The organism is Sphingomonas changbaiensis NBRC 104936 (assembly GCF_000974765.1).
GTDB classification, from domain to species: Bacteria; Pseudomonadota; Alphaproteobacteria; order Sphingomonadales; family Sphingomonadaceae; genus Sphingomonas_B; species Sphingomonas_B changbaiensis.
This window is the reverse complement of the sequence record NZ_BBWU01000021.1, coordinates 133,312-160,164: the sequence shown is the minus strand read 5'-3', so window position 1 is coordinate 160,164 and position 26,853 is coordinate 133,312. Positions and strand designations below refer to the sequence as shown.

Below are 26,853 nucleotides of genomic sequence, written 5' to 3'. Positions count from 1 at the left end.
CGACTGCCCCACCGTCCGCTTCGCTTCCGGCCCCTCCACCATGCTTCGCATGGTCCCCCTCCCCGTTCCGGGGAGGACTTAGAAGGAATGCAATGACTCCCGGTAACGAACTCCTCTTCCTTGCGCTCGGCGGTTCCGGCGAGATCGGGATGAACGTCAATCTCTATGGCTGCCAGGGCAAATGGGTGATGGTCGACTGCGGCATCACTTTTGCCGACCCGGCCTATCCCGGCATCGACCTGATCCTGCCCGATCTGAGCTTCATCGAGGAGCGGGCCGACGATCTGCTCGGCATCGTGCTGACGCACGGGCATGAGGACCATATCGGCGCGCTGCCTTATCTCGCGGCCGATCTGGGCGTGCCGCTCTACGCCACGCCGTTCACCGCCGGCCTGATCCGCGGCAAGCTGGACGAGGAAGGCATCGCCGATCAGGTGAAGCTGCACGTGATCGATCGCGAGCACGGCCAATTCCACCTGGGCCCGTTCGGCTTCGAATATGTGCCGCTTGCGCACTCGATCCCCGAAGGCAACGCGCTGCTGATCGAGACGCCGTACGGGAATATCTTCCACACCGGTGACTGGAAGCTGGACGAGGAACCGCTGCTCGGCACCCCCTCGACCGCGGCCGAGCTGGAAGCGATCGGCGACAAGGGCGTGCTGGCGCTGGTCTGCGACTCCACCAACGTGTTCAACGAGGACGCATCGGGCTCCGAAGCGGCGGTCCGCGAAGGGCTGGACGGCGTGATTGCGGAAGCGACGGGCCGGGTGCTTGTCACCACCTTCGCGTCGAATGCGGCGCGGCTTGCCACCTTGGGCCAGGTCGCGCGCGACACCGGACGGCAGATCTGCGTCGCCGGGCGGTCGCTCGACCGGATTTTGAAGGTCGCAAAAAGCGTTGGCTATCTGCGCGACTTCCCGGAGCCGGTCGATTTCGATGCGGCGATGAAGCTGCCCCATCGCGAAGTGATGATCGTTGCGACTGGCGGGCAGGGCGAGGCGCGCGCCGCGCTCGGCCGTATCGCCTTCGACCAGCATCCGCTGAAGTTGGACGAGGGCGACCTGGTCGTGTTCTCGTCGAAGCAGATTCCCGGCAACGAGATCGCGATCGGGCGCATCCAGAATGCGCTGGCCGCCAAGAACATCCGGATGATCACCGACCGGCAGGCGCATGTGCACGTGTCGGGTCATCCGGGGCGGCCCGAGCTCGCGCTGATGTACAAATGGATCCGGCCGGAGATCATCCTGCCGGTCCATGGCGAGCGCCGGCACATGGCGGAGCAGGCGCGCTTCGCCGAAGAGCAGGGCGTGCCGAGGTCGATCGTGCAGGAAAACGGCACGGTCGTGCGCCTCGCCCCCGACGGCCCGGCCGTGATCGGCAACGAACGCGCCGGACGGCTGGTGATGGACGGCGACGTGATCCTTCCCGCAGACGGCACCACGATCAACGAACGGCGCCGGATTGCAGCCTATGGCCAGATCTCGGTCGCGGTCGCGCTGGGCAAGGGCGGCAAGGTCGTGGGCGGCCCGGAGGTCAGGCTGCAGGGCATCCCCGTCGAAGAGGACAAGGACGACTTCGTCGCCGATGCCTGCGACGCCGCCGAGGAAGCAGCGCGCAAGGGCGCGGCCGACGAGGAGAAATTGCGCGAGGCGATCCGGCTCGCGGTGCGCCGCAAGGCCGTCGAATGGACCGGCAAAAAGCCGATCGTCGACGTGATGCTGCTCAGGGTATAGGTCGAATCATGGGCTTCACACGGCGGTGGCTTGTTATCTCATTGGCTGCGGCCTTGTTGCTGACGGGCGTGCGCGCAATGTTCGGGTGGTTTGCCGCCGGCAAACCCATCGGCATGGCCGCTTTTGGGATTGATCTGGCAATCGTGACTGTGACGTTGTTCATTATGCCGCTTGGTCTGGCGGCGGTGAACGCTTGGATGAGGAGACGCCGTTAAATGCGCTGGACCTCGATTCTCGCCATTTACGCCCTGTTCTGGTCGCTCGCCGTGTTCCTGGTGCTGCCGTTCGGCGTGCGCACGCACGAAGAGGCCGGCGCCGAACGCATTCCCGGCCAGGCCGACAGCGCGCCGCACGGCTATCGCTTCGGCAGGCTGGTGATCCGCGCGACCATTGTGGGCGCGGTGCTGTTCGGGCTTTATTACGCGAACTATGTGAACGGCTGGATCACGCCGGCCGACATGGATTATTCGGGGACGATGAAGGGCTAGGTCCTCAGCCGCTCGATCGCCTGGGCGAGCGCGACGTAGAGCTTGCCCATATCCGACGACAGCAACGTCACCGCGATCTGCGAGCCTTCGCGGGTCGCGAGGACATTCCGCAGCATCGCCTCGAAATCGTGGATGTAGCGGCCGACCTGCTCGCGGAATTCGGGGTCGCTTTCGTAATAGGTCTGGATCGCGCGGCTTTCGCCCGCTTCCAGCAGCCGCACCGCGCGGCGCGTGAACACGCCGCGATCGCCCTTCAGATAGGCGGCCCAGGCGCTGTCGGTCACTTCGTTCGACAAGATCTTGGCGACGTCGATCGCGGTCGAGTTCAGCGCTTCCATCAGCAGCGCCGCGCGCCGTGCGAAGCCTTCGCGATTGGCGTCGTCGGATTGCTCGCGCGCGGATTCGACGCGCGCCTCGATCGCCGCGGCGCCGCGCTCGACCTGCTCCATCTGCTCCCTGAGCTGCACCGCGGCGGCATTGGCGGCCGCGACCGCGCGCTCGGCGGCGTCCGCGACTGAAAGCACCTGCTTTTCGACGCGGGCGCTCACCACGTCCTGGATTGCCTTGTCGGTTGCGTGGCCGATCGAGGCGGCTGCCTGGGGCACGATCCGCTCGAACGTCTCGCGGGCGCGCTCCGCCGCCTGGTTCGCCGCGTCGCGCACGCGGAGCATCACGTCGATCAGCTGCGGGCCGGAGCCGTCGGCGAGCGAGGCCATCTGCGCCTGGGCGGAATCGACCGCGGCGGACAGCTCGCCCGCGCTGCGCTTGCCGGTCTGGAGCTGACGGTCCGCGGCCTGTCCGAACAGTTCGATCGCCTCGCGCTGCTGCTGGAGCAGCTTTTCGGTCTGGGCGAGGCGGTCGAGCGCGGCCGTCGCGCCGGCTTCGATGCCGCCGACTTCGGGTCGCATCGCCTCGATCCGGCCGCGGCTGGCCTCGGCATAGCCGTCGAGGCGGGCGAGGGCGGCCGGCAGCGTCTCGTCGATCTCGCGCGCGCTGGCATCCAGGGCGGTCAACAGCGCCTCGCTGCGCGCGATGAAGCTGTCCGCCGCATCGCCGGCGCCGGCGAGGGAGGTGGACAGACGGTCCGCATTCTCGCCGAGCGACGCGATCGCGACGGCAAGCTGCTCGGTGCGGGCGGTGCCGCTCTGATCGAGCCGCTCAAGCCGCTGCTCGATTTCGGCCATGCCCGCCGACAGCCGTTCGACCAGGACGCGGCCGGTTTCGTCATGCGCGCCGATGCTGCGGCCGATCCCGTCGACGAGCGCACCGACCTCGGCGATCCGGCCGGCGAGCGCTTCGGCGGACTGGGTGCCCGTCGTGTCGAGCGCAGCCTTCGACTGGTCGACCATCGCCAGCATCGCCGCGCCCTGCGCCTCGACGCTGCGGCGGGCTTCATCGAGCGCCTCGGCGGCGCGGGCGAGAGCGGACTGCACCGCTTCGCTCATCTGCGCGGCGGTCGCGTCCAGCTGGGCGCGCGCGCTGTCGGTCGTGCCTTCGATCCGCGACAGATGCTCGGCGAGCGTCCCGGCGGCGCCGTTCGCGATCTCGTCAGCTTCCTTGCCGCGCGCGAGCAAAGCGGCGAGCTGGGCTTCGAGGGCGCTCGCCTGGCCCAAGGCGGTTTCACCTGCATGGCCGAGCGCGGCGGCGATGCCATCCGTCTGCTCCTGCGCCTTGGGCAGGCTTGCGAGCAGGGCGTTCAGCTCGCCGCTCGCAGCGCTTGCCGATTGGGCGAGCGTGCCGGCGTGGCGGTCCAGCGCTTCGCCGTCCTGGCGGAAGGTCGCGGTGACGTTTGCCAGCCGCGCGGCCGCTTCCTCGCCGATCTGAGTCAGCTGGATGGTCTGGTCGGCCAGCGCCTCGCGATTGGCCGCGATGCGGGCGGTCAGCTCGCCGACCCGCGCCTCAAGCTTCGCGGATTCGGCACGCATGCCGTGCGCGGTGGAAAGAAAGCGGTGCGCTTCACGCCGGCTGGTGCGGAGCACGAGCAGGCCGAGAACGCCGATCAGTGCCAGCGGCGCGCTCGCCGCACCGATCACCATCGCCAGATTGGCATAGGCATCGGGGCCTGCGACCACGCTCCAGGCGACGAAGCCGATCCAGGCGAGCGCCAGCAGCGTCAGCAGAATGGCGGCGAACACCCCGGCGCCGCTGCGGGGCGCCGGCACATCTTCCTCGGCAGCGGCGTAAACCGGTGTCGCGTCTTCCACGATCAGCTCGTCTTCATGCTCGGGCCTGAGGCCCACGACTTTTTTCGACCCGCTCATGCCCGGGAACATACCAGCTTTTGCCAAGGTGAGAACAAGGGCGGGTTACCGGCCCTTAAGGTTTTCGGGGATAAGCTGACCCCATGTCGTTCGAACAGGCCCTCAACACGTCGCTTGCCGCCGCGGTCGGCGACGATCAGGCACTTGTCGCCGAGCTACGCGGCGCATTCCTCGAAAGCGCATCGCGCCATCTGGAAGGCATGCAGCGCGCATCCAGCGACGCCGATTGGCGCGAGGCGGGGCTGCGCCTGAAAGGCCTGGCGGCCAGCTTCGGCGCAACCGCGCTGATGGCCGTAGCCGGCCATGCGGCCGAATCGCGGCGTGGCGATGCCACGGCGCTGGGAGAGATCGAACGCGCGCTGACGGTGCTGACGATCTAAACGCGCTTTTGCCCGCGGCGATTACCGCCTAACGAAGGCCCCGATGCGGGGCGTGCCATGCTGACCGGACTGATCGTCGCCTGCGAGGACGTCGCAGGCGGGACGGGGTTGCGCGCGGAACTGCCGGTCGCTGGCCAGACCGTGCTGGAGCAGCAAACACGACTGCTGGTCGAGGTGGGCGCGGAGCGTGTCATCACCATTGCCGAACAGCTGCCGCCGGCGATCGCCGCTGCGCTCGCGCGGTTGCGGCGGGACGGGATCGCGATCGAGATCGTTCGCCGCGTCGAGGATGTCGCGCAGCGGGTCCGGCCCGACGAGCGGCTGCTGATGCTGGCCGACGGCGTCGTGACCGACACCAGCGCGGCGGAGCGGCTGCTGTCCGCTTCCGTTCCGGCAATCCTGACACTGGCGGACGTGCCCGAGAGCCGGAACTGGGAATTGATCGACGCCAGCGCACGCTGGGCAGGGATGCTGCTTGTCGATGGCGAGCTGATCCGGCGCACGGCGCGGATGCTGGGCGACTGGGACCTGCAATCGACCTTGCTGCGCAATGCCGTCCAAGCGGGTGCCGAGCGCGTCGACCTGGGCGACGGAAAGCACGCGCCCTTGCTGGCGCAGGTGACCGATGCAGGCAGCGCGCTTGCTGCCGAACAGGCGATCAGCCGTGTCGCCGCGCGGGGCTCGACCGGGCTGCTCGACCGTTTTGTGTTCGATCCGCTCGCCCGGGCGCTTGCACCGCGAGCGATGGCGGCGATGATCGATCCGGCCTGGCTTCGCGGCGGCGCGTCAGCCCTGCTGATGCTGTCGGCGCTGGTCCTGATGGGCGGCGGGCGCTGGCCGGGACTGGTGCTGGCCATGCTTTCCGGGCCGGTCGATGTGCTGGGGCGGCATCTTGCCGGGCTGACGATGCGCCTGCGCAAGGACCATCGGCGCTGGACGCAGCTCCGCCATGGCACGGCCAGCGCGGCGCTGCTCGCGCTCGGCTGGAATCTGCGCGACTATGGTTGGGGCACGCTCGCGCTCGCCGCGGCGACGCTTGGCGGCATGACGGCGCTGCTGGAGCATGAACGCTGGATCGGCAAGCCGCCGCGGCGCCCGTTCTTGTTGGCCGACACCGATCTGCTGATCTGGCTGTTGATCCCGTTCGCGCTTGCCGGCTGGTGGCCCGTCGGACTGGCCGCGCAGGCAGCGTTTGCCCTTGCGTCGCTGCTGACCGTCCAGCGATTGACCCGCCGTCAATCCTGAGGGCCGATCGTTTCCGGCGTGACCTCGCCGACCGCATCCTCGCCGGCGAAAAGCCGATCGAGCCGGCGGTGAAGATGCTCGTCGAAATTCTCCGCCGATACCGATTTCGGACGATTGAGCGAAATCTCTTTCGCGATCGATTCCTTGATCCGGTCGATCGCTGCCTGGTCGAGCACGCCGGCACGGTTCAGCTCGATCGACAGCTGGATCAGTCCGACCGTTGTCGCCTGGGCGCGCATCCCGACCAACTCGATCGAGTCGTGCACCCGCTTATCCTCGGCATAGCCCATGATCGCTCCCCTATTCGAGGGCACGATAGAACGCTCTGATCGCTGCGCAAGGCTCAGAGAATGATGCGGAAACGGGCGCCGCCAAGGTCGCCGGTTTCGATCGCGATCGTGCCGTCATGAGCCAGCACGATCTGCCGCGCGAGACTGAGGCCGACGCCGGTGCCCTTGGCCTTGGTCGTGAAAAAGGGGAGGAAGACTTCGCTGCGCTTTGCCTCCGGAATGCCGGGGCCATTGTCCTCGACCAGGATCGTCGCGCCGCCGCCCCGCGAGGCCTCGAAGCGGATGGCGACGCGCGGCTCGGGACCGTGCGCCTCGGCTGCTTCCGCTCCGTTTCGCAGCAGGTTGATCAGCACCTGCGCGAGCAGGTCGGGATCGGCGTCGAGCATCATCGTCTCCGGCTCGACGGCCAGATCGAAATCGAGGCGATCGGCGGGCCAGTCGGCCTGAAACAGCCGCTTCAGCTCGTCCCCGAACGATGTGGCGACGAACACCTGGCGGTTGACCTGCGGCGTGCGGCTGATCTGGCGATAGCTTTCGACGAAGTGCATCACACCGTCCGCACGCCGCGCGAGCGTCTCGACCGCCGCGCGCGCATCCGCGATCGTTTCGTCGTTGCCGGTATCGGCGTCCGCCATCAGGTCGGCGGCGGTGCGGGCAAGCGACGTCACCGGGGTCATCGAGTTCATGATCTCGTGGGTCAGCACGCGCACCAGGTCGCTCTGGGTCGCGATCTCGACCGCGTTCAACGCTTCCTGGATCGGCTGGACGGTGATCACCCGGTGCGATCCGCCGAGGCGATGCACGGCCGCGACGCGCAGCAAGGCGCGCTGGGTCTGGCCGCCCTCCAGCGTCATCGTCACCAACTGGCGTTGGCCCGGCTGAAGGCCGCGCAGGCCTTGGGCAAAGCCGGCGCCGAACTGCGCGTAATCGTCGACCCGCACGCCGGTGAGCGCGCCGAACATGCGCCGCGCCGTCTTGCCGACCGGCTCGACCCGCTCCTCGGGGTCGACCAGCAGCAGCGCGATCGGCAGATCGTCGACGATCGCCTGATAGAAGCGGCTCTCGTCCGCCATGCGCGCGCGCTCCTCACGGAGCGCGCGGATGCCCGAATCCAGCGCCTCGCCCAGCGCCTCGAAGCCGGAGCCCGCCTCCGGCCGCGCGAAGCTTGCGGACATATCGCCGAAGCGGATCGCCTCGATAAAGCGCGCGACCTCATGATTGGTGCGCTGGATGTAATTCCACAGCGCGACCGCAGCGCTGGCGACCAGCGCGGCGGCGATGATCCGCGCGGCGCCGAGATTGGGCGCGGCAATGGAGCCGGCGAACGCCGCCAGCGCTGCCAGCAGCAGCAGCATGCGCCAGATAAGCCCCAGCGCGAACTGGCCGCGAAAGCCTGCGCCGTCAGAGGCCATGCTTCTCCATGCGGCGATAGAGGGAGGCGCGGGTGAGCCCGAGCTCGTTCGCGGCGAGCGAGATATTGTACGAATGCTTCTGCAGCGCGCGCTCGATCATCTGCTTTTCGGCGCGCTCCAGATTGAGGTCGCCCGCGCTCTCGACCGTGACGACGGGAATGTGGCCGGTCTGGCGCCGGATCGAAAAATCGTCGATCGACAGCGGGCCGCCATCCGACAGGATGACCGCGCGCTCGGCCGCATGCCGGAGCGCGCGGACATTGCCGGGCCAATCATAGGCCGCAAGCGCGGCGCGCACGTCGTCCGCGAGCGGCGGCATCGGCTTGTCGTATTTGCGGGCATAGAGACCGAGATAATGGTCCAGCAGCAGCGGGATGTCGTCCCGGCGCTGGCGCAGGGGGGGCAGTTCGATCTCCACCGTGTTCAGGCGGAACAGCAGGTCGGGCCGGAAGCGGCTTTCGTCCGCCAGCGCTGACGGAGCCAGGTTGGTCGCGGCGACCACGCGCACGTCGAACGGCACCGGCTTGTTCGCGCCGACAGGGGTGACCCGGCGCTGTTCCAGCGCGGTCAGCAGCTTAGGCTGGAGGTGGAGCGGCAGGTTGCCGATCTCGTCCAGGAACAGGGTGCCGCCATCCGCCGCCTGGAGCCTGCCGACGCGGTCGGACCGCGCGTCGGTGAACGCGCCCTTCACATGGCCGAACAGCTCGGAATCGAACAGGGTTTCGGCGACGGCGCCCAGATCGACGGACAGCATCACGCGGTCGGCACGGCGCGAGCGGCGGTGAAGCTCGCGGGCCACCAGCTCTTTGCCGGTGCCGTTTTCGCCGAGGATCAGCACGTTCGCATCGGTCGGGGCGGCGCGCTCGATCAGCTGCATCACGCGCTTCATCGCAGGGGAGTTGCCGAGCAGCGGGGTCTCGCCGGCCGCCGGCGCCGCGATCGCGACCGCCTTCTGCCGCTCGGTCGACACCGCGTTGCGCGACTGGCGGAGCGACGCCGCGGTGCGCACGGTCGCGAGCAGCCGCTCGTTCGACCAGGGTTTGGACACGAAATCGGTTGCGCCACGCTTCATCGCTTCCACGGCGATTTGTACTCCCCCATGCGCGGTGATCATCACGACCACCGCTTCCGGATCACGATCGAGGAATCGGGCCAGAGCCTCGAATCCTTCGGCGGCATTGGTCGCCCCGCGGGCGAAATTGGCATCGAGCAGGATGACGTCCGGGTTGCGGCCGCTGGTCTTGGCGAAGGCGTCGTCCGGTTGTTCGGCGACGATCACTTCGGCGAACAGGTCGCGCAGCAGCAGTCGCGCCGCGAGCAGAATATCGGGATCGTCATCGACGATCAGGGCAAGATCGAAAGGCTTGGGACTCACCGCGTCCGGCTCCGCACAGTCCGTGTTCGAATCCGGACATAGACCAATCCGGTGTGTGATGCACCTAAAACAGTTGGTGGACGCCGGATTTCCAGAAAACGTCCGAAAACTGCCGATTCCTCCAGCTTGGCACGGCTTTCGCTGAGCATCCGGCATCCGGGCAAAAGGTCCGGGGCACGTGTTTTCAGGAGCCGAGCCATGATCAAGATCCGCCTGTCCTTCGCGTTCGCGGCAACGGTCGCCGGGGCACTGACTACATTTGTAACCGTCGCACCGCAACCGGCCAATGCGGGCACGATCGCCTGCACCCGTTCGGCTGATCGGCCGGTGCTCGCTTGAGCCGCCAATCGCCGCACCCTGTTCGGGAACGGACACTTCTGTTCGGTTCCGAACAGGACAGGCGGCTGATTCGGGCGGCTTCTCTCTCGACTACAACTGTTTTCGTAGATGGCACGATGCTTGCTGCCAGACCTGGTGGAGACCTGAATGAGCGTTGTTCGAATGAGTTCTGAGCCTGCTGCGTCGCCCCGGGAGCCGGTGAGCGGCGGCGCGATGGACAAGGTCGTCGAGCGGCGCGGGATTCCCACCAAGATCAAAGCCGGCGTCGCCGCCGGCGCGCTCGCGATCGCCGGCATCGCCTTCTACGCCTATGCGCCGAGCAGCAATTCCCAGACGATCGCAGCGGACCGGGTCACCATCTCGACCGTCCAGCGCGGCACCTTCGATGATTTCCTGCCTTTGCGCGCGCGGGTGACGCCGTTGCTGACCATCTACCTGGATTCGGTCGAGGGTGGCCGCGTCGAGGAGAAATTGGTCGAGGACGGCGCGACGGTCCAGAAGGGGCAGCTGCTCGCGGTGCTCTCGAATCCCGAGCTGCAGCTGTCGGTGCTCGCCCGCCAGACCGACGTGTCGCGCGAGTTGAACTCGATGCGCAGCCAGGAGCTCGCGCTCGCCCAGACCCGGATGAGCGACGAGCGCAACCTGCTGGAAGCAAAGCTCGCGCTCGAAAAGGCGCAGCGCCAGTATAAGCGCGAGGCTCCGCTTGCCGCGCGCGGCTTCATCCCGTCCAAGCAGTTCGCCGACACCAAGGACGATCTGGATTACCAGCAGGAGCGCTACGACGTGCTGCGCCGCACCCAGGCGACCGACGAGCGGCTGCAGTCCAGCCAGCTCGGACAGTTGCGTCAGTCGTCCGCCTCGATGAGCTCGAGCCTCGATCTCGCGCGGCTGAACCTCGAATCGCTGAAGCTGCGCGCGCCGGTGTCGGGCCAGCTGTCCGGCTTCGATATCCAGGTCGGCCAGTCGATGAATCGCGGCGAGCGGATCGGCCAGATCGACAGCCCCGGCGCCAACAAGCTGATCGCGGGCGTCGACGAATTCTATCTGGGACGCGTCCAGGTCGGCCAGAAGGCGACGATCGACCAGGGCGGCAAGACCTATCAGCTGAAGGTCACCAAGATCTATCCGCAGGTCCGGAACGGCCAGTTCGAGGTCGACCTGCAATTTCAGGGGCCTGAGCCCGCCGGGCTGCAGCGCGGGCAGACGCTGCAGGCCAAGCTGACGCTGGGCGACCCGACGCCGGCGCTGCTGATCCCGAACGGCAGCTTCTACAACGACACCGGCGGCGCCTGGGTGTTCGTCGTCACCGACGACGGCAAGGAAGCGGTGAAGCGCAATGTCCGCCTGGGCCGCCGCAATGCCGATTTCATCGAAGTGCTCGACGGGCTGCAGCCCGGCGAGAAAGTCCTGACCTCTCCGTACACCGGTTTCGCCGACAAGGACCGGCTCGACCTCCAGCAGAAGTGAAAGGAAGCCACATGCTGAGCATGCGCGAACTGTCGCGAGTCTACCGCACCGACACCGTCGAGACGACCGCGCTCGACCGTATCGATCTCGATATCGCCGACGGCGAGTTCGTCGCGATCATGGGGCCTTCGGGCTGCGGCAAGTCGACCCTGCTGAACGTGATCGGCATGCTCGATAGTCCGTCGAGCGGGTCCTATGTGTTCAACGGCGGCGAGGTCGCGGGCCTGCCCGAGGCGAAGCTCGCCGACATCCGCAAGAAGCACATCGGCTTCATTTTCCAGAGCTTCAATCTGATCGACGAGCTGTCGGTCCGCGAGAATGTCGAGCTGGCGCTGCTCTACCACGACATTCCCTCGTCCGAGCGCAAGCAGCGGGTCGAGGCAGTGATGGACAAGGTCGGCATCGCCCACCGCGCCAAGCACCGGCCGAGCCAGCTGTCGGGCGGCCAGCAGCAGCGCGTCGCCGTCGCCCGTGCGGTGGTCGGCGAGCCCAAGCTGATCCTCGCCGACGAGCCGACCGGCAACCTCGATACCCAGCATGGCGAGGAAGTGATGCGAATGCTCCAGAAGCTGAACGCCGAAGGCTCGACCATCGTGATGGTCACCCACTCGCCCGCGCACGCCGACTATGCCGGTCGTGTCGTCAACATGCTGGACGGCAAGGTGCTGGTGGAGCGCCGCCGGGCTGCCTGAGGGGACGAGCCTGACGCCCGTTCGCTTCGAGCGCAGTCGAGAAGGCGGATCAGGTCGGACATGCCGCCGGCATGTCCTTGGGGCTGCGGGGCAGCCCCAACCGATCCGCCTCGACTTCGCTCGATACGAACGGATCATGAGGGGAGATCGTGGGGATGTGGCGCAGCAATCTGATCGCCGGGATCCGGGCATTGCAGAAGAACCGGACCTACGCGTTCATCAATATCTTCGGGCTCGCGATCGGGCTGGCCGCGTGCATCGTTCTCCTCCTCTATGTCCGCTACGAACTCACCTATGACGACTGGCTGAAGGACGCGGATCGCACCTATCAGGTCCAGCTGATCCACACCGATCCGGAAACCGGCATCCGCACGATCCAGCAGGGATCCGAAGGCGCGGCGGCGGCGCCGCTGGCCAAGGATTTCCCGCAGATCGAGGCGGCGGTGCGCGCCGACAGCGAGCGCCCGGTCTTCCTGCGCCGGGGCGAACCGGTCTTTGCCGACATGCTTGCGGCCGATCCGGCCTTCTTCCAGGTGATCTCCGTACCGTTCCTGCGCGGCGATCCGCGTCACGCGCTCGACCAGGCCAACAGCCTGGTCATGAGCCGGTCGGAAGCGATCAAGCAGTTCGGCACGGATGACGTGATCGGGCGCACGATCACCCGCATCGTTCGCGGCGAGAAGGTCGAGCTGCGCGTGACAGGCGTGTTCGAAGACCTGCCGCGGCACAGCCACATGAACTTCGGCCTGGTGACGCGCATCAATCCGCAGGACGCCGCCGATTGCTCCTGGGGCTGCGTGAACGGCTTCGTCTACCTGAAGCTCAGGCCCGGCGCGTCGCCCGACGCGATCACGGCGGGGCTGCCCGCCTGGGAAAAGCGCAACATCCCGGCCGTCAATGTCGGCGGCGCGATGGTGAGCGAGGGCGATGCGTTCGACTGGCGGCTCGTCAACGTGCGCGACGTGCATCTGTCCGGTGCGACCGGCGACGATCCGGCGCGGCCCGACAATGATCGCACGACCGTCGCGACCTTCGGCGTCGTCGCGCTGCTGATCCTTGGCATTGCCGTCGCCAACTTCGTCAACCTCGCGACCGCCCGGGCCGGGCAGCGTGCGCGCGAGGTGGCGCTGCGCAAGCTGGCCGGCGCCGCGCGCGCGCAGCTGATCCGTCAATTCCTTGGGGAATCGCTGCTGATCGCCGGCCTGGCGATGCTGGTCGCGTTGGCGCTGGCGGAGCTCAGCATTCCCTATATCGCCGCCTATCTCGGCACCGACTTGCACCTCGCTTATCTGGGCGGCGACGGCATCCTGCTGCCGATCATCGGGCTGTGGCTGGTCGTCGGATTGCTGGGCGGCCTTTATCCCGCTTTCTACCTGACCCGCTTCCAGCCCGGCGCGATCCTGCGCTCGAACCGCTCCGCGGCGGAGCCGCCGGGCACCGGCCGCCTGCGCGCGGTGCTGGTGGTCGCGCAGTTCGCGGTTTCGATCGGGCTGATCATCTGCACGCTGGTCGTCTATGCCCAGATCCAGTTCGCGCGCAGCACTGATGCGGGCTTCCGCCGCGACGGGATCATCCTGGTCGCGAACATGGACCGCAAGCAGCTGGCGACCCAGTCCGATGCGGTCATCGCCGAAGCGAACCGGCTGCCGGGGGTGGCGTCCGCCGCCGGAACCGGCATCTGGCCGGCGAGCGGGCAGGTTCTGAACGCCTCGTTCCAGGTGCCCGGCCGCGCCAAGCCGATCACGCTCGGCTGGTACAGCGTCTCGCCGCAGTTTTTCGACACGCTCGGCATTCGCCTGCTGGCCGGGCGCACCCTGTCGCCGGATCGCGAACGCGACATGATGCGGCTGCCGCTGCTGCGCCCGGAGGAGACGCGGGACGCGCAGGCGGCGCTGGTCGAGCGCGGCACCAACGTCGTCGTCAATCGGCTCGCGGCGAAGCAGCTCGGCTACGACGATCCGCAGGCAGCGATCGGCAAGACGGTGCGCGTCAACACCTTCGGCGCGGACATGGGCCTGATGCCGGTCACCATCGTCGGTGTCGTCGAGGATTCGCGCTTCCGCTCCCTGCGCGAAGCGGTCGAGCCGACGGTCTTCTACAATGGCTCCTATTACTCGCGGCTGGCGGTCCATTATGACTCAGCCGATCCCGAGGCTGTGCGGCACGAGCTGGAGCGCCTCTGGAAGCGCGTCGCCGCGGACGTTCCGTTCGAGGCCGATTATGCGGACGCCAAGGTCGCGGAGATGTACCGCGTCGACCGCGCGCGCGGCTTGAGCTTCGCCGGGTTCGCCGGCCTTGCGGTGGCCGTCGCCTGCCTCGGCCTGTTCGGGCTGGCAGCCTTCACGGCCGAGCGCCGGACCAAGGAAATCGGCATTCGCAAGGTATTCGGCGCCAGCATCGCCGACATCGTCCGGCTGCTGGTCTGGCAGTTCACCAAGCCGGTGGTGGTTGCGAACCTGATCGCCTGGCCGGTCGCCTGGTGGCTGATGCGCAGTTGGCTGAACCAGTTCGACGCCCGCATCGCGCTGACGCCTGGCCCCTTCGTCCTCGCCGGTTTGATCGCCTTCGCGATCGCGATCGGAACCGTCGCCGGCCACGCGATCCGCGTCGCCCGCACCAATCCCATCCACGCCCTCCGCTACGAGTAGGACCCATCCCATGTGGCGCAATTACCTGACGGTCGGCCTTCGCTCCCTGATGAAGAACCGGACCTACGCGTTCATCAACATCCTGGGCCTCGCGATCGGGATGGCGGCGTGCCTGATGATCCTGCTCTTCGTGCGGTACGAGTTCAGCTACGACAAATGGCTGCCGCATGCCGAAGACGTCTACCAGGTCCAGACCTGGTTCAAGAACCCGGACACCGGCGAGCTGAGCTACGGCCAGATGTCCACCTACACGTCCGAAGCGGCGCTGCGGAAGGATTTCCCGCAGATCGTCAGCTCCGTCTACGTGCTTGCGTCGGAACCGGTGTTCTACAAGGACGGCCAGGCGTCCTCGACCGAGAATTATCGCTACGTCAACGGCGACCTGCTCGACACGATCCCGCTGCCGCTGGTCGCCGGAACCAAGGATGCGCTCAAGCAGGTCGGCAGCGCGATCCTGAGCGAGACCGAGGCTGTCAAGCGGTTCGGCACCACCAATGTGGTGGGCAAGACCTTCACCGTCATCTCGAAAGGCAAGCAGCGCGATTTCCGCGTGACCGGCGTGTTCAAGGACATTCCGAAGAACAGCTCGTTTTCGGCCAACATGATCGGGCGGATGGACTTCCCGAGCTTCTTCGAGTCAGAACCCACCTTCCTGGACTGCTGGGGCTGCAATTCCGGCTGGGTCTATGTGCGGCTTAAGCCCGGATCGGACGTGAAGACGATCCAGGCGCAGATGCCGGCCTGGGAAAAGCGCAACATTCCGGACGAGAATAGCGGCGAGGCGCGCTTCAACGCCGGCGATTATGGCGACTGGCACCTGATCAACATCCGCGACGTGCACCTGGGCAAGGCGCAGGATGCGTCGCTCACCGTGGGAAACGACAAGAGCTCGATCATCACCTTCGCGGTGATCGCGCTGCTGATCCTCGGCATGGCGGTGGTGAACTTCACCAACCTGTCGACCGCCCGGGCCAGCCAGCGGGCGAGGGAAGTGGCCTTGCGCAAGGTGCTGGGCGCTACGCGCCGGCAGCTGATCATCCAGTTCATCGGCGAATCGATCATTGTCACTTTCCTGGCGACGGTGATCGCGCTCGCGGTCGTCGAGCTGGCGATGCCGGCGTTTTCCAGCTTCCTGAAATCGGACATCCAGGTCCATTATCTGGGGTCCGACGGCATCCTGCTGCCGGTGCTGCTGCTGGTCGCCTTGGTCGGCGTGCTTGGCGGCCTCTACCCCGCCTTCTTCATCTCGCGTTTCCAGCCGGCCTCCGTGCTGCGCGCCAACAAGTCGTCGGCCGAGACGCCGGGCTCCGGCCGGCTGCGCCAGGTGCTGGTGGTCGGGCAGTTCGCGGTGTCGATCGGGCTGATCGTCTGCACGACGGTGATCTACGCGCAGACGGTGTACGCCCGGACCGTCGACCCCGGCTACAAGCGCGATCACATCCTGCAGGTCGCGGAGATGAACCGCTATCAGCTACTCGACAAGGGCGAGATGATCGCGGAGCGCGCGCGGCGGGTGCCGGGCGTGGACGCGGTCGGCCGCACGTCGATCGGCGTCGCGACGGACAGCAACAACAACACCGGGGTGATGATCCCGGGAAAGAAGGAGCCGGTGACGATCGGCAACTATGTCGTCGACCCCGGCTTCTTCGACGCGATGGGGCTGACGCTCGTCGCCGGCCGCTGGTTCGACGAGCGCCGTCCGATGGACGATATGAGCCTGCCGTTCCCGCCGGACGACGCCTCGCAACGGGCGATCGCGGCGCGCGGCGTCAATGTCGTTGTCAACGAACTGGGCGCGCAGCGGCTCGGCTTCCGTCATCCTGCCGATGCGGTCGGCAAGACGTTCCGCGCGGCACTGGTCCAGGATGAATTCGGCCTGGTGCCGGTGACCGTCGTCGGTGTCGTCAAGGACAGCCGCTTCCGCTCGATCAAGCAGCCGCTCGATCCGATCATGTTCCTGAACGCGCGCGCCGGGGGCGGCCATACGCACATGATCGTCCGCTATCACGGCGACCCCGAAACGGTGCGCCGCGGCCTGGACCAGATGTGGCGCGGCGTCACCACCGAAGTGCCGTTCAACGCCAAGTACAGCGACGATATCGTCGGCAAGCTCTATGAGGCGGAGGACGCGCGCGCGAAGACCTTCGCCGCGTTCGCGCTGCTGTCGGTCGTCGTCGGCTGCCTGGGCCTGTTCGGTCTCGCCGCCTTCACCGCGGAGCGCCGGACCAAGGAGATCGGCATCCGCAAGGTGATGGGGGCCCGCACGCGCGATATCGTGCGGCTGCTGGTGTGGCAGTTCACGCGGCCGGTGATCATCGCCAACCTGATCGCCTGGCCGGTGGCCTGGTGGCTGATGCGCAACTGGCTGAACAAGTTCGACGACCGCATCACGCTGGGGCCGACCCCGTTCGTTTTGGCGGGCCTGCTGGCGCTCGTCATCGCCATCGGCACCATCGCCGCACACGCCATCAAGGTCGCCAGCGCCAACCCCATCCGCGCGCTGCGCTACGAGTAGAGGACCAGAGCCAGATGTGGCGGAATTACCTGACAGTCGGCCTTCGCGCACTCACCAAGAACCGCGTCTATGCGGCGATCAACATCGTCGGCCTGGCGCTGGGCCTCGCCGCCTGCGTGATGATCCTGCTCTACGTTCGTTACGAGACGAGCTATGACGAGTGGATGCCGGGTGCCGACCAGGCATTCCAGCTGCAGACGAACTACAAGGCGACCGCGCAGGGTGGCGAGGAAATGCACCTCCAGGTGAGCGCGATCGCCGCCGGCCGCGCGCTGCTGAAGGACTATCCGGAGCCGGTCGAGAAGCTTGTCTGGGTCCGCGGCTTCGCGCCAATCGTGATCCAGGACGGCGAAGCCGGTCAGATCAAGAATCTGCGAATGACCGACGGAAACCTGTTCGAGATCCTGAAGGTGCCGTTCGTTCGCGGCAGCGCGGCGACGGCGCTGCCCGACACGCACTCGATCGCGCTCAGCGAGAGCGAGGCGAAGAAGCGCTTCGGCAACCGCGATCCGATCGGGCAGACGCTGACGATCGTCGATAATACCGGCAATGTCGACTATAAGGTCACCGGCGTCTTCAGGGACTGGCCGAAGCATTCGAGCTTCACGGCCGATGCGGTCGCGCGCTTCGATCTGAACACGCAATTCTCCGATCGTCCGCAAGCGCTCACCAGCTGGAACACGCAGCAGGGCTGGAATTATGTGCGGCTGCGCTCTCCGGACGACGCCGCCTTCATCAACTCGCGCATGGACGCCTGGAAAAAGCGCAACATCCCGGACGAAGTGGTCGGCGGGCAGAAGACCAATGCCGGCGACGTGCAGGATTATCGCCTGGTCAATGTCCGCGACGTGCATCTGGGCCAGGCCCAGAACGCGCCCGTCACGCCCGGCAACGACCATCGCACCGTGATCACGTTCGGCGTGATCGCGCTGCTGGTGCTGGGCATCGCCTGCGTCAACTTCACCAACCTGACGACGGCGCGCGCATCGCAGCGGGCGCGAGAGGTCGCGCTGCGCAAGGTGCTGGGCGCATCGCGCGGCCAGCTGATCGTTCAATTTCTGGGGGAATCGATTCTGGTCGCGCTGGTCGCGATGGTGATCGCGCTGGCGATCATCGAGCTTGTGCTGCCGGCGTTCAACGCCTTCCTGGGCAGCGACATCCAGCTCCATTATCTGGGCAGCGGCGGCGTGCTGCTGCCCCTGGTCGGGCTCGTCGTGCTCGTCGGCGTGATCGCGGGGCTTTATCCGGCCTTCTATCTGGCCCGTTTCGAGCCGGCGAAGATCCTGAAGGCCAACAAATCCTCGGCCGACGCGCAGGGGTCGGGTCGCCTGCGCAACGTGCTGGTCGTCGCGCAATTCGCGGTCTCGATCGGACTGATCATCTGCACCGCGGTCATCTATTCGCAGACCGCCTATGCCCGCACGATGGATGTCGGATATCGCCGCGACGGCCTGCTGCAGGTCGGCAATCTCGGCTATCGCGGGGTCGACGGTCGCGATCAGGCGGTGACCGAACAGATCCGGCGCATCCCGGGCGTGCAGGCGGCCGCGCGCACCCAAATCGCGGTCGATCCGGACAGCAACTCGATCACCCGCGTCTATTTCCCCGGCGGCACGCAATCGGTCGATCTGGGCGACTATTCGATCGAACCCGGCTTCTTCGAAGCAATGGGCATGAAGGTCCTGGCCGGACGCGGCTTCTCCGAAGCGCAGGGGCGGGACGACATAACCACGCCCGAACAGTCCGATCCGGGCCGCGCGGCGGCGCTGCAGGCGCTCGCCCAGCGCGGCGCCAACGTGGTGATCACGTTGGAGGCGGCACGGCGGCTCGGCTTCCACAGCCCCCAGGAAGCGATCGGAAAGCAGTTCCAGGCCGACATGCTGCCGTCGGAATATGGGCTGCTGCCGGTCACGATCGTCGGGGTGGTGACGGACGCCCGCTTCCGCTCGGTCCGGGAACCGCTCCAGCCGATCATCTACACGATGCGCCGGAACGGCTTCGAGACGATCGCCGTTCGCTTCTCGGGCGATCCGTCCGCCATTCGCGGACAGGTCGAGAAGATCTGGAAACGCAACATCCCGCAAGTGCCGTTCCAGGCTCGTTTCGCCGAGGACATCGTGCGCGAGCAATATGATCGCGAAGCCGCGCGCGCGCAGATCTTCGCGACCTTTGCGATGCTGGCGGTGGTGATCGGCTGCCTCGGCCTGTTCGGGCTGGCGGCGTTCACAGCGGAACGGCGGACAAAGGAGATCGGCATCCGCAAGGTGCTCGGCGCGCGCAGCCGGGATATCGTCCAGCTGCTGGTCTGGCAGTTCACGCGGCCGGTGATCATCGCCAACCTGATCGCCTGGCCGATCGCCTGGTGGCTGATGCGCGACTGGCTGAACAAGTTCGACACCCGCATCACGCTCGGGCCGACGCCGTTCGTGCTGGCGGGCCTGCTGGCGCTCGTCATCGCGATCGGCACCATCGCTGCGCACGCCATCAAGGTGGCAAGCGCCAACCCCATCCGCGCGCTGCGTTACGAATAGGATCAGGCGACATGTGGCGGAACTATATGACGGTCGGTCTCAGGTCCCTGCTGAAGAACAGGGTCTATGCGCTGATCAACATCCTGGGCCTCGCGATCGGCATGGCCGCGTGCCTGATGATCCTGCTCTTCGTCCGATACGAGTTCAGCTACGACAAGTGGCTGCCGGGCGCCGAAAACGTCTACGAATTCCAGAGCTGGTACAAATCGCACGAGACCGGCGAGGAAGATAAGCTGCAGATGACGCCGTTCATCGCGGGCCAGCGGCTGGCGAAGGACTTTCCGCAGGTCGAGAAGGAAGTGTATCTGTTCTCGACCGAGCCCGTGTTCATCGACAAGGGCAACGCGACGACCATCAAGGATTGGGTCTTCACCGACGGCAATTTGCTGGACGTGCTCGAGTTCCCCTTGCTCCAGGGCAGCCGCAACGCGCTCGACCAGGTCAATGCGGCGGTGCTGACCAGGTCGGAAGCGATCAAGCTGTTCGGGACCGACCAGGTGCTGGGCCGGACCTTGTCCGTCATCAGCCGCGGCAAGACCTGGGATTTTCGCATCGCCGGGATCATGGCGGACCTGCCGAAGAACTCGCAGTTCAAGGCGACGGTGATCGCGCGGATCGACATCCATGCGTTCAACGCCGATTATCCGGACGGCCTGACCTGCTGGGGCTGCCAGAACGGCTGGGTGTATGTGAAGCTCCGCCCCGGCGCCGATCCCAAGGCGATCGAGGCCGGGCTGCCGGCCTGGGAAAAGCGCAATATCCCCGACGAAAATTCGGGTGAGGCGCGCTTCAATGCCGGCGACGACCAGGATTGGCACCTCGTCAACGTGCGCGACATTCACCTGGGCGAGGCGCAGCGCGCGTCGATGACGCCGGGCAATGATCGCAAGACGATCATGACTTTCGCAGTGATCGCGGTGCTGATCCTCGGCATGGCGGTGGTGAACTTCACCAATCTCGCGACGGCGCGGGCAAGCCAGCGTGCCCGCGAAGTGGCGCTGCGCAAAGTGCTCGGCGCCAACCGCAAGCAGCTGATCATCCAGTTCGTGGGTGAATCGGTGCTGATTGCGACGCTCGCCATGCTGATCGCGCTGGCGATGGTCGAGCTGCTGGTGGGGCCGTTCTCGGCCTTCCTCGATGCCGATATCCGGCTCACCTATTTCGGCGCCGGCGGCATCGCGCTGCCGGTGATCGTGCTGGTGCTGCTCGTCGGGGTGTTGGGCGGGCTGTACCCGGCCTTCTTCCTGTCGCGCTTCCAGCCTGCATCGGTGCTGAAGGCGAACAAGTCATCGGCGGAGACGCCCGGCACAGGTCGCTTGCGCCAGGCTTTGGTCGTCGGCCAATTCGCGGTCTCGATCGGCCTCATCATCTGCACCGGCGTGATCTACGCGCAGACGGTCTACGCGCGGACCGTCGATCCCGGCTACAAGCGGGACCACATCCTGCAGGTCGACGAGCTGTCGCGTTACCAGCTGCTCGGCAAGACCCAGTCGATCGTCGAGGCGACCAAGCACGTGCCGGGCGTGCAGGCGGTCGGGCGAACGAATATCGGGGTGGCGACGACCAACAACAACAACACCGGCGTGCTGCTGCAGGGCAATCCGCGGCCGGTCAATATCGGCATCTACCAGGTCGATAACGGCTTCAAGGACGCGATGGGCCTGCAGCTGATCGCCGGCCGCTGGTTCGACGACGCCCGTCCGATGGACGAAATCGCGCCGTCCTATCCGCCCGATCTCAGCGAAGAGATCGCGCTGTCCCGGCGCGGCGGCAATATCGTGATCAACGAGCTCGCGGCGAAGCGCATGGGCGTCAAGAACCCGGCAGACGCGGTCGGCAAGACGTTCCAGGTCGCGATGTTCCGCGACGAGGCGGGGCTGCTGCCCGCAACCGTCATCGGCGTGGTCAAGGACAGCCGGTTCCGCTCGATCCGCGAGCCGATCGATCCGATCATGTTCATCGACACGCCGACCGGCCCGCACGGGCAGATGATCGTTCGCTTCCAGGGCGATCCCGCGACGGTGCGGGAAGGCGTCGCGAAGGCTTGGAAGAGCATCGCGACCGACGTCCCGTTCAATGCGAAGTTCAGCGAGGACATCATCCAGGACCTCTACAAAGCCGAGGAATCGCGCGCCGCGATCTTCGCCGCTTTTGCGCTGCTGGCGGTCATCGTCGGCTGCCTCGGCCTGTTCGGGCTCGCGGCCTTTACCGCGGAGCGCCGGACCAAGGAGATCGGCATCCGCAAGGTGCTTGGCGCCCGCACGCGCGACATCGTGCAGCTGCTGGTCTGGCAGTTCACGCGCCCGGTCATCATCGCCAACCTGATCGCCTGGCCGGTCGCGTGGTGGCTGATGCGCGACTGGTTGAACAAGTTCGACGATCGCATCGCGCTTGGGCCGACGCCGTTCGTGGCGGCCGGTGTCCTTGCTTTGCTGATCGCCGTCGGCACCATCGCTGCGCACGCCATCAAGGTCGCCAGCGCCAACCCCATCCGCGCGCTGCGCTACGAATAGAGGACGAAAGCCCATGTGGCGGAACTATCTGACGGTCGGCGTCCGGTCGCTGATGAAGAACCGCGCCTACGCGCTGATCAATATCCTGGGCCTCGCGATCGGCATGGCCGCATGCCTGATGATCCTGCTCTTCGTCCGATACGAGCTCAGCTACGACAAGTGGCTGCCGAATTCGGACAATATCTACCAGCTGCAGACCTACTATCACGACAAGCAGACCGGCGAGGACATGAACCTGCAGATGTCGGCCTTTGCCGCCGGGCAGGCGCTGAAGAAGGATTATCCGCAGGTCGAGCGCATGGTCTATGTCTCGGCCGGCGGGTTCACGGTGCTTCGCAACGGCGAGGCGATCGCGGTCGACAACGGCTCGATGGTCAGCGGCCCGTTCTTCGATATCTTCCAGTTCCCGCTGGTGAAGGGCGATCCGCGCACCGCGCTGAAGGACGTCGGATCGGTGGCGCTGTCGGAAACCCAGGCAGAAAAGCTGTTTGGCAGCGAGGATCCGATCGGCAAGACGCTGACGCTGATGCTGCGCGGCAAGCCGGTCGACCACCGCGTGACGGCTGTGTTCAAGGACCTGCCGAAGAACAGCCACATGGCGTTCAACATGATCGCCCGTTACGATCCGGCGACCTATTGGGCCGAGCAGCCCGACTTCCTGACCCAATGGGGCTGGCAGTCCGGCTGGTGGTATGCCGCGCTGAAGCCCGGCAGCGACCCGAAGGTCATCCAGGCCGATGAGGCGGCGTGGGAAAAGCGGAACATCCCCGACGAGACGTTCGGCGATCGCAAATACAACCAGGGCGACGATTCCGATTACCGCCTAGTCAACATTCGCGACGTCCATCTGGGCAAGGCGCAGAACGGCGCGGCCACGCCCGGCAATGACCGGCGGACCATCGTCACCTTCGGCGTCATCGCGCTGCTGATCCTGGGCATGGCGGTGGTGAACTTCACCAACCTGTCGACGGCCCGCGCGAGCCAGCGGGCGAGGGAAGTGGCGCTGCGCAAGGTGCTGGGCGCGGCCCGCAAGCAGCTGATCGTCCAGTTCATCGGCGAATCAATCATCGTCGCGAGCATTGCGATGGTAATGGCGCTTGCGCTGATCGAGCTGCTCGTGCCGGCGTTCGCCCGTTTCCTCGATGCCGACCTCGACCTGCATTATTTCGGGCACGACGGCATCCTGCTGCCGGTCATGGCCCTGGTGCTGTTGGTCGGGGCGCTCGGCGGCCTCTATCCGGCCTTCTACCTCTCCCGGTTCCAGCCGGCGACCGTGCTGAAGGCCAATCGCTCGGCCGCGGAAACGCCGGGTTCGGGCCGGCTGCGCAACGTGCTGGTGGTCGCCCAATTCGCGGTTTCGATCGGGCTGATCATCTGCACCGCGATCGTCTACACCCAGACCGTGTACGCGCGGACGACGGATCCGGGCTACAAGCGCGAAGGCCTGCTGCAGCTGACCGGCGCCTCGCGGCGTCAGGTGGTGCCGCTCAGCGACACGATCGTGGCCGAGATCGCGCGCGTGCCGGGCGTCAAGTCGGTCGGCCGCTCGTCGATCGGCATCGATACCAAGAACAGCAGCAACACCGGCATCTCGATCCCCGGCCATGCAGAGGCGGTGACGATCGGGACCTATGCCGTCGACTCGAAATTCTTCGACACGATGGGCATCAGGTTAGTTGCGGGCCGCAGCTTCGACCTCGGGCGTCCGATGGATGATGCGACGCTGCCGTTCCCCGATGACGAAGCGGTCGAACGGGCGTTCGTCGCCCGCGGCGCGAACGTCGTGATCAACGAGCTTGCGGCCAAGCGGCTCGGCTTCCGCAACCCGGCCGACGCGGTCGGCAAGCAAGTGAAGGGCGGCGGCTTCGGCACGCCGGACGAAATGGGGCTGGTGCCGATCAACATCATCGGCGTGGTGCAGGACAGCCGCTTCCGCTCGATCCGCGAGCCGCTGGAGCCGATCATGTTCCGGATGGCGAACAACAACCGCGACGCGGTACTGGTTCGCTACAGCTCCGCCACGCCGGACAAGGTGCGCCAGAACGTGGAGCAGGTCTGGAAGCGGATCGTCGCCGATGCGCCGTTCGACGGCAAGTTCAGCGAGGACATCATCCAGAAGCTCTACAAGGCCGAGGATTCGCGGGCGAAGACCTTCGCCGGTTTCGCGATCCTGGCGGTCATCGTCGGCTGCCTGGGCCTGTTCGGCCTCGCCACCTTCACGGCCGAGCGCCGGACCAAGGAGATTGGCATCCGCAAGGTGATGGGCGCGCGCAGCCGTGACATCGTGCGGCTGCTGGTCTGGCAGTTCACCCGGCCCGTGATCATCGCCAATCTGATTGCCTGGCCTGTCGCCTGGTACGTGATGCGGGACTGGCTGAACACGTTCGACGACCGGATCCCGCTTGGCCCCACGCCGTTCGTGGCGGCCGGCGCGCTCGCACTTCTGATCGCGGTCGGCACCATCGCCTCGCACGCGATCCGCGTCGCGAGCGCCAACCCGATCCGCGCGTTGAGATACGAGTAGGCCAACTGCTCCGCCCCGGTCTTGCAAGCGCCGGGGCGGAGTCTTTCCCGATCGACGCGCGTTGGCGTTTCATGCGCGTGTTCCTGGATTTCGAAGCTTCGTCGCTGTCGAAGATCAGCTACCCGATCGAGGTGGCGTGGGTGTTCGAGGATGGCGCGTCCGAGGCGCATCTGATCCGTCCCGCGCCGACCTGGATCGAGTGGGACTCTCGCGCCGAGCAGATCCACGGCATCTCGCGCGCAGTGCTGGAGCGGGAGGGGACGCCGCACGAGACGGTTGCGGCGCGCATGATCGAGGTACTGGCCGGCCATGATCTGCTCGCCAGCGCTCCGTCCTGGGACGGCAAATGGCTGAGCGCGCTGCTGCGCGCTGCCGGCCTGCCGCGCCGCGCGTTGCGCCTGCGCGACAGCGACGACGCGCACCTGGAGACAGCGATCGCGCTGCTGCAAAACGCTGTGCCGCCGGAGCGGCTTGGGGAAGTCGCGTCATCGCTTGTCGCGGGAGCGGAAATCCGCGGCCCCGACGAACCGCCCGCCCATCGCGCGCTGGCCGATGCGCAGGAAGAGCGGCTGCGCTGGTTGCTTATCCGCGATCAGGCCAGCGCGCTTGCGGCGACGCTGCGCGCCGACATCTCCGTCTGACGGGCTACCAGCTCGCACTCACCCGAAAGGAGAGGCGCGGGTTGCGATTGCCGGTGCTGAGCCGGTCCGCACCGATCGGCGCGGCGAGCTCGGCTTCCCCGTTCAGATTGCGCCCGATGCCGAATCTCAGGCCGCCGCCGGCGGAATAGAGGTCGCCGCCGCCCAGCCCCCTGCGCGCATTGTCGACATAGCCGGCGTCGGCGAAGCTGTAGAGCTGGACGCGTTGGATCGGGCCCATGGCAGCGCCCGGAACATCCAGCCGGACCTCGACAGCGCCGGCCACGCCGTTCTCGCCATTGCGCTCGCTATAGTCATAGGCGCGACCGAACAGCGGACCGCCGATCCCCAGTTCCTGGCTGGCCAGCAACGGCCGGGTCGCGACCTGGCCGGTGCCGGCGAGGCGGATGCTGACATCGGGCGCGAGGTCGCGGGTCCAGTCGCCATAGAGCTCGAGCCGGCCGAAGCGCGCGTCGCCGTCGCCGCGTGACGCCAGCGGATCGCCTTGTCGCGTGACCTCCCGAAACGGCAGGCCGGCGACGATCGCGCCGTTGCCGCGAAGGATGCCGCCGCCCAGCCGCGTGGCGCCTTCCAGCTGCGCAGAGAGGGTCACCACTCGATCGCGCCGCACGGGCACGCCCAGAATATCCTGATCGAGCCAAAGCCCCCGGAATTCGATCGTGCCCCACAGGCTGGTGCCGCGCGAACGGATCAGCGGGTGCGTGACGCCCGTCGCGAGCGAAACGCTGTCGCCCTTCACGTCGAATGAACTGAGGCTCGCCCCCGGCCGCACATGGCCGAAAGCGACGCTGGACCAGAGCAGGTTGCCGCGGTCGTCGAGCGGCGCGGCATATCGAAGCTGTGCGAACACCAGCTCCGACGGGTCGAACGGCGTGTTCGCGACGAGCAGCGAGACTTCGTCGCCTTCGCCGGCAACGTCACGCAGGCTCGCCAGCGCGGTGGCGCGGACGGGACCGACAATGTCGGTGCCGCGATTGTCGACCTGTACGACAAAGGCGCTGCGGTCCTCCGTCAGCGTCACCAGCAAAATGCCGAAGCCGTCCTGGCGGACATAGCGGGCGTCGGCGACCCGCACGCCGGCGACGTCGCCCGCCAGCAGCAGCGTGCGTTCGAAATCCGCGCGACGGATCGGGCCTTTGCCGACCAGTTGCCGCAGGATGCCGTCCACTTTTGCATTGGGTTTGCCGAGGCTGCGGACCGCGTCCACGCGCCCTTCGTCGAGCGTGATGCGGAGCACTCCGGCGGTGACGGCCTGCGGCTCGATGGATGCGGTCGCGAACAGATAGCCCCGGCCGCGCGCGACGGCTGCGACCTGGGACAACAGCTCCCTCAGTTCGTCGGCGCCGAGCGTGCGACCCAGATAAGGCGCGACGATCGGGGCGAACACGTCGTTAGAAAAGACCGAGCTTTCGACGATGATGGCACCGGCCGTCACGCTGACTGCCGCGTAGCCGGTGTTTTCGGCCTCGGTGCGCGGTTGCGGGCGGGCCGGCAGCGACGGAGCGTCCTCCGCTCGCCGCAGATCGCGTTCGATCACGGCCGGGTCGGCGCGATCCAGGATGACCTGGGCCGCGCCGGGGGCCGCCAGCCCGCCTGCCGTCAGAAGAATGAATCCGGCTCGCAACGTCACCACCCGGGCGAATTCCTTTCCGGGGCGGCAAGTAATCGGCTGTTCTTGATATTTGGTTGCCTAGGTCATGGTTGCCGGCAGCTTAACCGCGCCCGCTGACGCCCCGGTAACGAACGAGATGTAGGGCTGGGCCGCTTAATCACGGAGTTTC

The 26,853-nt window shown here is 66.7% G+C and carries 19 protein-coding genes; 14 read left to right on the top strand and 5 right to left on the bottom strand.

Translation table 11 applies throughout. From position 1 onward, the window contains the following. The first annotated feature begins 92 nt into the window (after positions 1 to 92). From SCH01S_RS05515 to SCH01S_RS05505, 3 genes are read left to right on the top strand one after another with little or no spacing between them, the layout of a single operon-like run. Positions 93 to 1,733 carry a ribonuclease J gene (locus SCH01S_RS05515; RefSeq protein ID WP_046347770.1) on the top strand — a complete coding sequence of 547 codons (1,641 nt, stop codon included), beginning with the start codon at positions 93 to 95 and terminating at the stop codon, positions 1,731 to 1,733. 8 nt (positions 1,734 to 1,741) lie between these two features. Next, complete coding sequence (locus SCH01S_RS05510) at positions 1,742 to 1,948, top strand: hypothetical protein (RefSeq protein ID WP_046347769.1); 207 nt, start codon at positions 1,742 to 1,744, stop codon at positions 1,946 to 1,948. Beyond that, complete coding sequence (locus SCH01S_RS05505) at positions 1,949 to 2,221, top strand: DUF1467 family protein (RefSeq protein ID WP_046347768.1); 273 nt, start codon at positions 1,949 to 1,951, stop codon at positions 2,219 to 2,221. On the opposite strand, the gene SCH01S_RS05500 is transcribed toward SCH01S_RS05505, so the two are convergent. Further along, positions 2,218 to 4,482, bottom strand: a complete 2,265-nt coding sequence (locus tag SCH01S_RS05500; protein ID WP_046347790.1) for a coiled-coil domain-containing protein — start codon at positions 4,480 to 4,482, stop codon at positions 2,218 to 2,220. The two genes, SCH01S_RS05505 and SCH01S_RS05500, sit on opposite strands and share 4 nt — an antisense overlap. An 83-nt stretch (positions 4,483 to 4,565) precedes the next feature. Between SCH01S_RS05500 and SCH01S_RS05495 the strand changes: the two genes are divergently transcribed. Together SCH01S_RS05495 and SCH01S_RS05490 are read left to right on the top strand one after the other, a co-directional pair. Continuing rightward, a complete protein-coding gene (locus tag SCH01S_RS05495) occupies positions 4,566 to 4,862 on the top strand; it encodes a hypothetical protein (RefSeq protein ID WP_046347767.1) in 297 nt (98 codons plus the stop codon). A gap of 57 nt (positions 4,863 to 4,919) precedes the next feature. After that, the gene (locus tag SCH01S_RS05490) at positions 4,920 to 6,107 is read left to right on the top strand and encodes a hypothetical protein (RefSeq protein ID WP_046347766.1); all 1,188 of its coding nucleotides are present in this window, start codon (positions 4,920 to 4,922) and stop codon (positions 6,105 to 6,107) included. Here the strand turns inward: SCH01S_RS05490 and SCH01S_RS05485 are convergent. The 3 genes from SCH01S_RS05485 to SCH01S_RS05475 are packed head-to-tail and all read right to left on the bottom strand — an operon-like array spanning position 6,098 to position 9,184. Continuing rightward, positions 6,098 to 6,397 (bottom strand): hypothetical protein, encoded by a 300-nt coding sequence (locus SCH01S_RS05485; RefSeq protein WP_046347765.1) that lies wholly within the window; start codon positions 6,395 to 6,397, stop codon positions 6,098 to 6,100. The genes SCH01S_RS05490 and SCH01S_RS05485 overlap by 10 nt on opposite strands. Positions 6,398 to 6,450: 53 nt before the next feature. After that, the gene (locus tag SCH01S_RS05480; RefSeq protein WP_046347764.1) at positions 6,451 to 7,809 is read right to left on the bottom strand and encodes a sensor histidine kinase; all 1,359 of its coding nucleotides are present in this window, start codon (positions 7,807 to 7,809) and stop codon (positions 6,451 to 6,453) included. Continuing rightward, entirely contained in the window at positions 7,799 to 9,184 is a 1,386-nt protein-coding gene (locus SCH01S_RS05475) for a sigma-54-dependent transcriptional regulator (RefSeq protein WP_046347763.1), read from the bottom strand. Before SCH01S_RS05475 ends, SCH01S_RS05480 begins: the two co-directional genes overlap by 11 nt. Before the next feature lie 198 nt (positions 9,185 to 9,382). Here SCH01S_RS05475 and SCH01S_RS16340 point away from each other — a divergent pair, with 198 nt between their 5' ends. The 9 genes from SCH01S_RS16340 (at position 9,383) to SCH01S_RS05435 (ending at position 25,054) form a co-directional block, all read left to right on the top strand. Continuing rightward, positions 9,383 to 9,523, top strand: coding sequence for a hypothetical protein (locus tag SCH01S_RS16340; RefSeq protein ID WP_157032814.1), 141 nt, complete (start codon positions 9,383 to 9,385; stop codon positions 9,521 to 9,523). A 162-nt stretch (positions 9,524 to 9,685) separates the two neighbouring features. Next, a complete protein-coding gene (locus tag SCH01S_RS05470; protein ID WP_245612165.1) occupies positions 9,686 to 10,990 on the top strand; it encodes an efflux RND transporter periplasmic adaptor subunit in 1,305 nt (434 codons plus the stop codon). Between the two features lie 11 nt (positions 10,991 to 11,001). Continuing rightward, positions 11,002 to 11,682: an ABC transporter ATP-binding protein gene (locus tag SCH01S_RS05465; RefSeq protein WP_046347789.1), complete on the top strand. Its 681-nt coding sequence runs from the start codon at positions 11,002 to 11,004 to the stop codon at positions 11,680 to 11,682. A gap of 155 nt (positions 11,683 to 11,837) precedes the next feature. After that, a complete protein-coding gene (locus tag SCH01S_RS05460; protein ID WP_046347761.1) occupies positions 11,838 to 14,330 on the top strand; it encodes an ABC transporter permease in 2,493 nt (830 codons plus the stop codon). A gap of 10 nt (positions 14,331 to 14,340) precedes the next feature. Beyond that, positions 14,341 to 16,845, top strand: a complete 2,505-nt coding sequence (locus SCH01S_RS05455; RefSeq protein ID WP_046347760.1) for an ABC transporter permease — start codon at positions 14,341 to 14,343, stop codon at positions 16,843 to 16,845. Between the two features lie 14 nt (positions 16,846 to 16,859). After that, positions 16,860 to 19,376, top strand: a complete 2,517-nt coding sequence (locus SCH01S_RS05450) for an FtsX-like permease family protein (RefSeq protein WP_046347759.1) — start codon at positions 16,860 to 16,862, stop codon at positions 19,374 to 19,376. A gap of 11 nt (positions 19,377 to 19,387) precedes the next feature. Beyond that, positions 19,388 to 21,889, top strand: a complete 2,502-nt coding sequence (locus tag SCH01S_RS05445; RefSeq protein ID WP_046347758.1) for an ABC transporter permease — start codon at positions 19,388 to 19,390, stop codon at positions 21,887 to 21,889. Between the two features lie 13 nt (positions 21,890 to 21,902). Then, entirely contained in the window at positions 21,903 to 24,413 is a 2,511-nt protein-coding gene (locus tag SCH01S_RS05440; RefSeq protein ID WP_046347757.1) for an ABC transporter permease, read from the top strand. A gap of 71 nt (positions 24,414 to 24,484) precedes the next feature. Further along, positions 24,485 to 25,054 (top strand): 3'-5' exonuclease, encoded by a 570-nt coding sequence (locus tag SCH01S_RS05435; RefSeq protein WP_046347756.1) that lies wholly within the window; start codon positions 24,485 to 24,487, stop codon positions 25,052 to 25,054. Positions 25,055 to 25,058: 4 nt separating this feature from the next. On the opposite strand, the gene SCH01S_RS05430 is transcribed toward SCH01S_RS05435, so the two are convergent. Continuing rightward, entirely contained in the window at positions 25,059 to 26,705 is a 1,647-nt protein-coding gene (locus SCH01S_RS05430) for a ShlB/FhaC/HecB family hemolysin secretion/activation protein (RefSeq protein WP_052733795.1), read from the bottom strand. Between the last annotated feature and the right edge of the window lie 148 nt (positions 26,706 to 26,853).

Excerpts from the sequence above, each read along its gene's own strand:
- SCH01S_RS05515 (WP_046347770.1), top strand. The coding sequence starts at position 93 with ATGACTCCCGGTAACGAACTCCTCTTCCTTGCGCTCGGCGGTTCCGGC.
- SCH01S_RS05510 (WP_046347769.1), top strand. The coding sequence starts at position 1,742 with ATGGGCTTCACACGGCGGTGGCTTGTTATCTCATTGGCTGCGGCCTTG.
- SCH01S_RS05505 (WP_046347768.1), top strand. The coding sequence starts at position 1,949 with ATGCGCTGGACCTCGATTCTCGCCATTTACGCCCTGTTCTGGTCGCTC.
- SCH01S_RS05500 (WP_046347790.1), bottom strand. The coding sequence starts at position 4,482 with ATGAGCGGGTCGAAAAAAGTCGTGGGCCTCAGGCCCGAGCATGAAGAC.
- SCH01S_RS05495 (WP_046347767.1), top strand. The coding sequence starts at position 4,566 with ATGTCGTTCGAACAGGCCCTCAACACGTCGCTTGCCGCCGCGGTCGGC.
- SCH01S_RS05490 (WP_046347766.1), top strand. The coding sequence starts at position 4,920 with ATGCTGACCGGACTGATCGTCGCCTGCGAGGACGTCGCAGGCGGGACG.
- SCH01S_RS05485 (WP_046347765.1), bottom strand. The coding sequence starts at position 6,397 with ATGGGCTATGCCGAGGATAAGCGGGTGCACGACTCGATCGAGTTGGTC.
- SCH01S_RS05480 (WP_046347764.1), bottom strand. The coding sequence starts at position 7,809 with ATGGCCTCTGACGGCGCAGGCTTTCGCGGCCAGTTCGCGCTGGGGCTT.
- SCH01S_RS16340 (WP_157032814.1), top strand. The coding sequence starts at position 9,383 with ATGATCAAGATCCGCCTGTCCTTCGCGTTCGCGGCAACGGTCGCCGGG.
- SCH01S_RS05470 (WP_245612165.1), top strand. The coding sequence starts at position 9,686 with ATGAGTTCTGAGCCTGCTGCGTCGCCCCGGGAGCCGGTGAGCGGCGGC.
- SCH01S_RS05465 (WP_046347789.1), top strand. The coding sequence starts at position 11,002 with ATGCTGAGCATGCGCGAACTGTCGCGAGTCTACCGCACCGACACCGTC.
- SCH01S_RS05460 (WP_046347761.1), top strand. The coding sequence starts at position 11,838 with ATGTGGCGCAGCAATCTGATCGCCGGGATCCGGGCATTGCAGAAGAAC.
- SCH01S_RS05455 (WP_046347760.1), top strand. The coding sequence starts at position 14,341 with ATGTGGCGCAATTACCTGACGGTCGGCCTTCGCTCCCTGATGAAGAAC.
- SCH01S_RS05450 (WP_046347759.1), top strand. The coding sequence starts at position 16,860 with ATGTGGCGGAATTACCTGACAGTCGGCCTTCGCGCACTCACCAAGAAC.
- SCH01S_RS05445 (WP_046347758.1), top strand. The coding sequence starts at position 19,388 with ATGTGGCGGAACTATATGACGGTCGGTCTCAGGTCCCTGCTGAAGAAC.
- SCH01S_RS05440 (WP_046347757.1), top strand. The coding sequence starts at position 21,903 with ATGTGGCGGAACTATCTGACGGTCGGCGTCCGGTCGCTGATGAAGAAC.
- SCH01S_RS05435 (WP_046347756.1), top strand. The coding sequence starts at position 24,485 with ATGCGCGTGTTCCTGGATTTCGAAGCTTCGTCGCTGTCGAAGATCAGC.